At 71.4% G+C, this 7,444-nt stretch carries 8 protein-coding genes; 5 read left to right on the top strand and 3 right to left on the bottom strand.

Features of this window, described 5'->3' with window-relative positions:
- Positions 1 to 699, bottom strand: a 699-nt coding sequence (locus tag CCN39_RS42265; protein WP_143264365.1) for a serine hydrolase domain-containing protein, incomplete at its 3' end; no start/stop codon positions are given.
- Between the two features lie 65 nt (positions 700 to 764).
- Here CCN39_RS42265 and CCN39_RS42260 point away from each other — a divergent pair.
- The 4 genes from CCN39_RS42260 (at position 765) to CCN39_RS42245 (ending at position 4,482) form a co-directional block, all read left to right on the top strand.
- Positions 765 to 1,076, top strand: a complete 312-nt coding sequence (locus CCN39_RS42260; protein WP_086852122.1) for a hypothetical protein — start codon at positions 765 to 767, stop codon at positions 1,074 to 1,076.
- Between the two features lie 30 nt (positions 1,077 to 1,106).
- Complete coding sequence (locus tag CCN39_RS42255; RefSeq protein WP_086852120.1) at positions 1,107 to 1,472, top strand: VOC family protein; 366 nt, start codon at positions 1,107 to 1,109, stop codon at positions 1,470 to 1,472.
- 922 nt (positions 1,473 to 2,394) lie between these two features.
- Entirely contained in the window at positions 2,395 to 4,065 is a 1,671-nt protein-coding gene (locus CCN39_RS42250; RefSeq protein WP_086852118.1) for a hypothetical protein, read from the top strand.
- 15 nt (positions 4,066 to 4,080) lie between these two features.
- Positions 4,081 to 4,482, top strand: a complete 402-nt coding sequence (locus CCN39_RS42245) for an NUDIX hydrolase (protein ID WP_086852116.1) — start codon at positions 4,081 to 4,083, stop codon at positions 4,480 to 4,482.
- Positions 4,483 to 4,596: 114 nt separating this feature from the next.
- Here the strand turns inward: CCN39_RS42245 and dctA are convergent, their stop codons facing one another.
- Together dctA and CCN39_RS42235 are read right to left on the bottom strand one after the other, a co-directional pair.
- A complete protein-coding gene (dctA, locus tag CCN39_RS42240; RefSeq protein ID WP_086852114.1) occupies positions 4,597 to 6,018 on the bottom strand; it encodes a C4-dicarboxylate transporter DctA in 1,422 nt (473 codons plus the stop codon).
- A 14-nt stretch (positions 6,019 to 6,032) separates the two neighbouring features.
- Entirely contained in the window at positions 6,033 to 7,145 is a 1,113-nt protein-coding gene (locus CCN39_RS42235) for a PrpF domain-containing protein (RefSeq protein WP_086852112.1), read from the bottom strand.
- 110 nt (positions 7,146 to 7,255) lie between these two features.
- Between CCN39_RS42235 and CCN39_RS42230 the strand changes: the two genes are divergently transcribed.
- The coding region (locus tag CCN39_RS42230; RefSeq protein WP_143264364.1) for a helix-turn-helix domain-containing protein at positions 7,256 to 7,444 on the top strand (189 nt) is incomplete at its 3' end.

The following is a 7,444-nucleotide window of genomic DNA, read 5'->3' as shown; positions in this document are numbered from 1 at the left end:
GAAGGCGATGCCCGTGATGCTGTTCGGCCCGGTCGCGTTCGCGTTCAGCTCGGCCTGCTGCTCCGGCGTCGGCAGCATCGGCTGGGTGGTCAGGAAGCGCGGCTCCAGCTCCTCGGGCAGCCCCAGGTAGAAGTCCAGGCCGAACGGCTGCCGGACGCGCTCCTCGTAGTGCTCCTGGATGCTACGGCCGGTGACGCGCCGGACGACCTCACCGGTCAGCGCGCCGATCACCAGCGCGTGGTAGCCGAACGCCGTGCCGGGCCGCCAGTACGGCCGCTGCGGGGCGAGCCGTTCGGCGATGACGCGGTCGTCCGCGATCTCTTCGGCGCTGAACCCCTCGTCGGCGCCCACGACGCCGGCGCGGTGCGCCAGCAGGTCCCGCAGGGTGATCCCGCCCTTGCCGGCGGCGCCGAACTCCGGCCAGTAGTGGGCGACCCGCTGGTCGAGGTCGAGCACGCCGTCCTGGACGAGCAGCGCGACCACCAGGTGCGCGGCCCCCTTGGTCGAGGAGAACACACCGGTCAGCGAGTCGCCGGTGATGGCGGGCCCGGTCCACAGGTCGACGACCCGCTCGCCATCGACGTGCGCGACGAGCTGCGCGGCGTAGTCACCGCCCTCGTCGGCCGCGACGGCGGCGAACTCTTCCCGGACGGACTCGAACCCATGGGCGACGGTGCCCTGGACGTGCTCGGACGGCATGGCAGCTCCCTCGGTGATCTCGATGCCTGCGCCAGGAACCAACCCCCACGATGCCGAGGTATTCCGTGACGCACGACCGCCCCGGTGCGTCATGGGGCCCCTGGCCCGGCCCCGGCCTGGCGATCGGCGCGTCCGGCTTCACGCTGGCGGTCGCGACTTGGGCGGCCTGGCTGCTCGTCCGGCCGGTGCGCTCGGTCGCCTGGTTGATTTCTTGGCAAGCGCGGGTGTTCGCGCTGCTGCCGCCCGGACGGTGCCACGGCGGCCGTCATCACCGCCTTGTCGCGTTGTCGGGCGCCGCGGTGTTCGCGACGACGTCGTGGGACCGGATCGGCCCGCCGATCGCCTACTTGGACACGGGAGGATCCAGACCGCGGTAGAGACCCCGCCGCGCGGGTACCAGTCCGATCATGAAGCTGACCTCCACTGTGCTCGGCACGCCGGAACCCCGCGCGCTCGCCGAGTTCTATTCGAAGCTCCTCGGCTGGCCGATCCGCACCGACGAACCGGAGTGGGTGACCCTGCGCCCGGACGACGGCAGCGCGGGACTGTCGTTCCAGCTGGAAACCGGGCACGTCCCACCGGTGTGGCCACCGGCCGACGGCGCCCAGCAGATGCAACTGCACCTCGACATCGAGGTCGACGACCTCCAGGAGGCGACGGCGATGGCGACCGCGGCGGGCGCGGTGGTCGCCGAGTTCCAGCCGCAGGACGACGTCCGAGTCTGCTTCGATCCGGCCGGGCACCCGTTCTGCCTCTGGACGCGCACGGGGTGACGTTGGGCCGGGCGGGCGGTCGACCGCCCGCCCGGGCCAGATCCTCGACCTGCCGCTGTTCCGAGCGATCCGGGCGGTGGCAGTCGCCGGGATCGACGGACTTGTCGCCGCGCCGGTGGTGGCTGAGAGCCCCGGCCTGTCCGCGGATCCGCAGAGGCGACGGTCGAGCGAGTAGCCCGCAGTCGGCGGTCCCGCGGCCGGACCGGCTGTGGGGCGAGAACTCGAGCCGCCCCGGATCCGCGAAGGCGACCGCCAACCGGGCAGCCGCAACCGGCCCCGGCCGCCGCACCGGCCCGGGATCGGAAACCGGAGCCGCGCTCGGATCCGCGAAGGGCGACGTCGAACCCCCGCGGGTCGCGGTTGCCGAGGTCGACGGCCTCCGGCACGCTGGCGCTGGTCGAGGAGCTCGGGCTGCCGTGGTTTCCGCGGTTCTGCGCGATTCGGGCGGACCTTCTCGCGGGCGGGCGGGCGGACCGACCGGCGGAGGAGGCGGTCGCGGTGTGCGCGGCGGCGATCGATCTCGCGCGCAATGCCGTGGAGCGGGCGCTGCTGCCACGGGAGCATGGCGCATGCCGCCAGCACGGCGGAGCAGGCGCTCGTGGCGCGGAAGCACGGTGAGCGCCGCCAGTAACGCAGAGCGGGCGCTCGTGGCGCGGAAGCACGGCCCGCGAGGCGAAGCGGGCGCGGCGCTCGTCACACGGAAGCACGCCCCATGCCGCCAGCAAGGCAGAGCGGGCCTTCGTGACGCGGAAGCACGGCCCATGCCGCCACCAACGCAGAGTGGGCGCTCGTGGCGCGGAAGCGCGGTGATTGCTGTCGGCAGGGAGGCGGGGCGGAGTGAGGTGACGCCCCGCGTTCGGATGGTCACAGGATCCGCTATGTTCGGCTGTGGTCCTGTTCCCGGCGAACGGAGTTGAGTCCTGTGGGGGTGCACCGGATCTGGCACCACGGACTGGTCCCCACCGAGGGGAAACGCCCCCTGGACGCCTTGCGCAGCAGGCTGATCAGCCGCCAGCGGCAGCAGGACGACTACACGGTGACCGATCTCGGGTCGTCCGATGACGGCGGCTCGCGCCGGTGTGACCTCAAGTTCGCCTACGAGGGCAGCGAAGGGCGCTACTCCGTTCAGGTATTGCTTTCGCTGTGCTACCGAGCCGGCGAAGATCGGGTGACGTGGCTGCTGACCGCCGCTTGCACGCGGCCGTGGCGCAGCTGCCACGATGCGCCCGCCTGGCGGATCGGGCTGGAGGAGCTGGGCGCCAGCGGCAGCGACGAAATCCCGATCGAGACGCCCGTGCTGGCTATGCGCGGCTGGTCGCGCAAGGAATGCGACCACCTCGCCGATCTGCTCGGCGAGGCACTGGCGGCGCCGTGGCGCTCTTCGGCGGTGCTGGTGCTCACCGAGCCGCCGACGGTGCCCGTGGAGGGCTGGCCCGGCCTGGTCAACGTCTTCGACGTCGATGACCGCTTCCGGCACACCCTCAACCGGCACCTGCCGCTCGGGTGCGCCCTGCCGCAGGGCGCGCGACTCTACGTGCCGCCGTGTGACCAGCTCCCGGACTTCGTCTTCACCGAGAGCCCGGTGTCCGGCGAGGCCCTTGAAGGCGCGATCACCCGGCTCATCCAGGCCCGCGGCCGGACACCCCTGCCCGAGGAGTGGGCGGACGTGCCGAGTGTGCGGGCCTGGTACGAGGCCGACCCGTTCGCTTCGCCCGAACACGAGCCCGACGCCGAGCTGGTCGACAAGCTCGGCCGCGCCGAGCGGGAGCTGGCCGAGGCGCGCGGCGTGATCACGATCCTGCGGAAGAAGGCCAAGGCCCACGCCGAGGAACGGGACCGGCACGCCTGCGAGGTGAAGACGCTTCGCCGCCGCCTCGATGAAGCGTGCGCGACCGACGTCGCCTGCCTGCGCGACCAGCTCGCGCAACTGCAGGCGGAGGTGGACGACTACGCGCGGGCGTTCGAGGAGACGGAGGCCGAACGCGACGAGCTCAGACGCGTCAACGGGCTGCTGGCGGGCCGGCTCGCCCGCCACCACGACGCCGACGACGAGATCGCCGCCGCCGAGCGCCCGCCGGAGGACTTCCCCAGTTTCGCCGAGCTGATCGTCGCCGCGAGCGCTTCGCTCAAGCACCTCGCGATCACGGCCGAGCCGGCGCCGGCGGCGATCCTCGACCACCACCCCAAAGCCGCCGCCTGGCGCCGCAAGGCGTGGGACGCGCTCCGCACCCTCGACGCCTACGCAGGCGCCCGGACGTCCTTGCTCGACGCCGGACAGGATCCGGGCCCCGAGCTCTCGGACGTGCTCGCGTTCGCCCGCACCGGCCAGCCGGGTTCGCTGATCAGCGCGAACATCATCGCGCTGGCCGAGTCGGACACGGTGACCACGAACGAGCGGCTCCGCCAGGCCCGCACGTTCCGCGTCGATCCCCGGACGAACCCGGCGGGCCGCGACTACTTCGGCGCCCACATCGCCCTGGAGCGCTTCAAATCGCCGGCTCCGCGCCTGCACTTCCTCGACGACACCGACCGCACGGGCACGGTGTACGTCGGGTACCTCGGCGCCCACCTGCCGACGTCGAAGACCAACTGAGCGAGGATTGCGCGCATGACGGAGATCGCGCACAAGCACCTGGCCTACTGCTGGATCGCCCGCGGCGACCGGGTGCTGTTCCTCCGCCGCGGGCCCGGCGTCTTCCTCGCCGGCCGGTGGGAACTGCCCGGCGGCACGGCCGAGCCGGGAGAACACTTCGAGGACACAGCGACGCGCGAAGCGGCGGAGGAGACCGGGCTGGCGGTCCGCGTCACGGGTGAACTGGCGCGCGACGCGTGGCCGGACGTGGCGGGGCGGGCCTTGCGCATCCACGCTTTCGTATACACAGTGGAGGAAGAAGGCACCGGCGAGGTCGTGCTCAATCCTGAGGAGCACGACGACTTCGCTTGGCTGACACGGGCGCAAGCGCGGGAGCTGCCACTGCCGGAGCACTTCCGGCGACTCCTCGATCGATAGGGGTTTTCCTTGGCGCAGCACCGGATCGCGGTGCTGCCGAGGTCTTCGGGTCGTGGTCATGTCTCCGACCGTACCCGAACAAATGTGCGAAGGTCATCACTGGAACGGGTGAACTCAGAACCGGCCTTGAGCAGCGGTTTCCTTTGCTGCACAAGGGATCGACGGCACTGGCTCCATGATCGGCCCGCGCGGTACCGTCGGCGACGACACAACCTCGGGGATGGGCACGAACGGCAGTTCGCCGCGCAGGACAGCTTGCGCACGGGCGATGTCGAGCTGACGGTCCCAGCGGGCGACGGCCAGCGTCGCGACGCCGTTGCCGACCAGGCTCGTCAGCGCCCGGGCCTCGGACATGAACCGGTCGATGCCGAAGATCAAGGCGAGCGCGGCCACCGGTACGTGCGGGATGGCGCTGAGCGTGGCGGCGAGCGCGATGAACCCGGACCCGGTGACGCCCGCGGCGCCCTTCGAGGTGAGGAGCATGACGGCGAGCATGGTCAGCTGCTGGACGAAAGTGAGGTGGATACCGAGGGCTTGGGCGAGGAAGACGCCGCCCATGGTCAAGTAGATCGCGGTCCCGTCGAGGTTGAAGGAGTACCCGGCGGGCAGGGTGATGCCGACGACCGGCTTGGCGGCGCCCGCGTGCTCCAGCTTGGCCATCATGCGCGGCAGGACCGGCTCGGTGGACGACGTGCCCAGGACGATGAGGAGTTCTTCTTTGATGTAACGCAGGAAGGGCAGCAGCCGGAGCCCGTTGAGCCGCATGACCGTGCCGAGGACGACCAGGACGAAGAACAGCGCGGTCAGCCAGAAGGAACCGACCAGGAGAGCGAGGTGGCGCAGGGTGCCCAGACCGTAGTTGCCGATCGTGAAGGCCATCGAGCCGAAGGCGCCGATCGGGGCCAGCCGCATGATCCAGCGGATGATCGTGAACAGGACGCCGGAGATCTTCTCCACCCCGCGGGCCACGCCGGCGCCGGCCTCGCCGGTGGCGTGCAGGCCGAATCCGAACAGCACGGAGACGAGCAGCACGGGCAGAATCTCCTGCCCGGTCAGCGCGCTGACCAGAGTGGCCGGGATGATGCCGAGCAGGAAGTCGGCGAAACCCTCGTGGGACTGGCTGGCGGCGGCCGGCAGGTGCTCGGTGGAGAGGGTGGAGACGTCGACGTGCAGCCCGCTGCCGGGCTGGACGACGTTGACCACCACCAGTCCGATCACGAGGGCGACGGTCGTCAGGACTTCGAAGTAGAGCAACGCTTTCATGCTGACCCGGCCGACGGCGCGCGCGTTGCCCATCGTGGCGATCCCGTGCACGACGGTGCAGAAGATGATCGGCGCGATCATCATCTTGACCAGTCCGATGAATCCGTCTCCGAGCGGCTTGAGCCCAGCACCGAAGGCGGGCCAGAGCCAGCCCACCGCACCACCGAGGAGGACCCCGATCAGGCATTGGATGTAGAGGTGGGAAAGCAGCCGGCGGATGCGGCGCGAGGACGTGGGTCGGGCGTGGCCCATGGCGGCGGCGTTGCGGCTCATGGCGGGCTTCCTTTCTACAGCGGCGCGGGAATCGGAACGTGCAGTTCCGCGCGGGCGATGCGCCGGGCGGCGCGGCGCAGCAGCACCGTGGGCGAGGAGGACGGGTTTCCGGGCACCGTCCGGGTGGTGAGCACGCCGGCGGGTGTGCCGAGGCGCAGCGTGCCGCCGGCGGTCGGCCGGGCGGCGCGGTGGGCGAGGGTGCCCGGGGTGGCGGCGGCGGTGGCCAGGGCGACCGCGGAGGTCAGGCCGATCGCCGGGTGGGGAGCGTGCATGGAGACCATGCGCACGGCCAGGTCGTAGGAACCCGCGGCGACTTCGACGCCGTGGGTCGTGCGGTAGGCCACCGGGGGTGCGATGACACCGACCTTGGGTACCGCGTGGCTGACCGGATCGTCCGGCCCGGCCAGCCGCATGGCGAGCGCCGCTTCCCGCCGCAGTGTCGTGAGAGCGGGCACCGCGGCGGCGAAGCGGATCAAAGATTCGGAGCCGTCGAGACCGAAGGCCTTGGCCTCGAACAGGGCGGCCGGGGCCCCGGCGTCCACAAGCGACACTTCGACGGCACCGTCCGGTCCGGCCAGCGTGTCGATCGGGCGTCCGGTCGGCAGCAGCGCACCGGTCGTCGAGCCCGCCGGATCCTGGAAGCCGAGCAGCACCGGCACCCCGCGGGCGTCGGTTCCGGGCACCGTCGCGTCGCCTTCGTCCGGGGCGACGCCGCCGGGCGTCGGGATGGTGGCGGTGAGCCGGGCGCCGGTGTTGGCGTTGACCATCCGGACGGTGGTGGTCGGCGTGCCGAGGACGACGAGGCCGTGGTGCACCGCGTAGAGCGCCACGGCGGTGGCGCAGTTGCCGCAGTTGCCGGCCCATTCCACCCGCTCGTCGCCGATGCCCACCTGGGCGAAGGCGTACTCGACGTCGGTACCCGGCTCGGTCGCGGTCCGCACGATCGCGGCCTTCGACGTCGTCGAGGACGCACCGCCGACGCCGTCGATCTGCCGAGGGTCGGCCGCGTTGAAGGCCGCGCGCAGCAGGAGGTCGACGTCCACGCCGGCCGCGACGACGTCGTCGTGGTCGAAGATCCAGCACTTGCTGGTTCCCCCGCGGATCATCTCGCCCGGTATCTGCAGCACAACGCCCTCCTCTGTGGACTCCGTGCTTCCACCATCGACGACCGGAGAGTGAAGTACAATCTCGAAAATCTGCATGGGTATTAACCTGAACTGAACGGTCTTGGTGCGTGATGCTGGACGTCCGACGGGTGCTGCTGCTGGCCGAGGTGGCCCGGCGCGGCTCGGTGACCGCGACCGCCCGCGCGCTGAACTACACGCCGTCCGCGGTTTCGCAGCAGATCAGCCGCCTGGAAGCCGAGGCCGGGCAGCCGTTGCTGGAGCGGCACGCCCGCGGCGTCACACTCACCGACGCCGGCCGC

It is taken from the genome of Amycolatopsis kentuckyensis (assembly GCF_002155975.1).
Taxonomy (GTDB): domain Bacteria; phylum Actinomycetota; class Actinomycetes; order Mycobacteriales; family Pseudonocardiaceae; genus Amycolatopsis; species Amycolatopsis kentuckyensis.
Note: the sequence above shows the minus strand (reverse complement) of the source record. Positions and strands in the feature narration are given on the sequence as shown.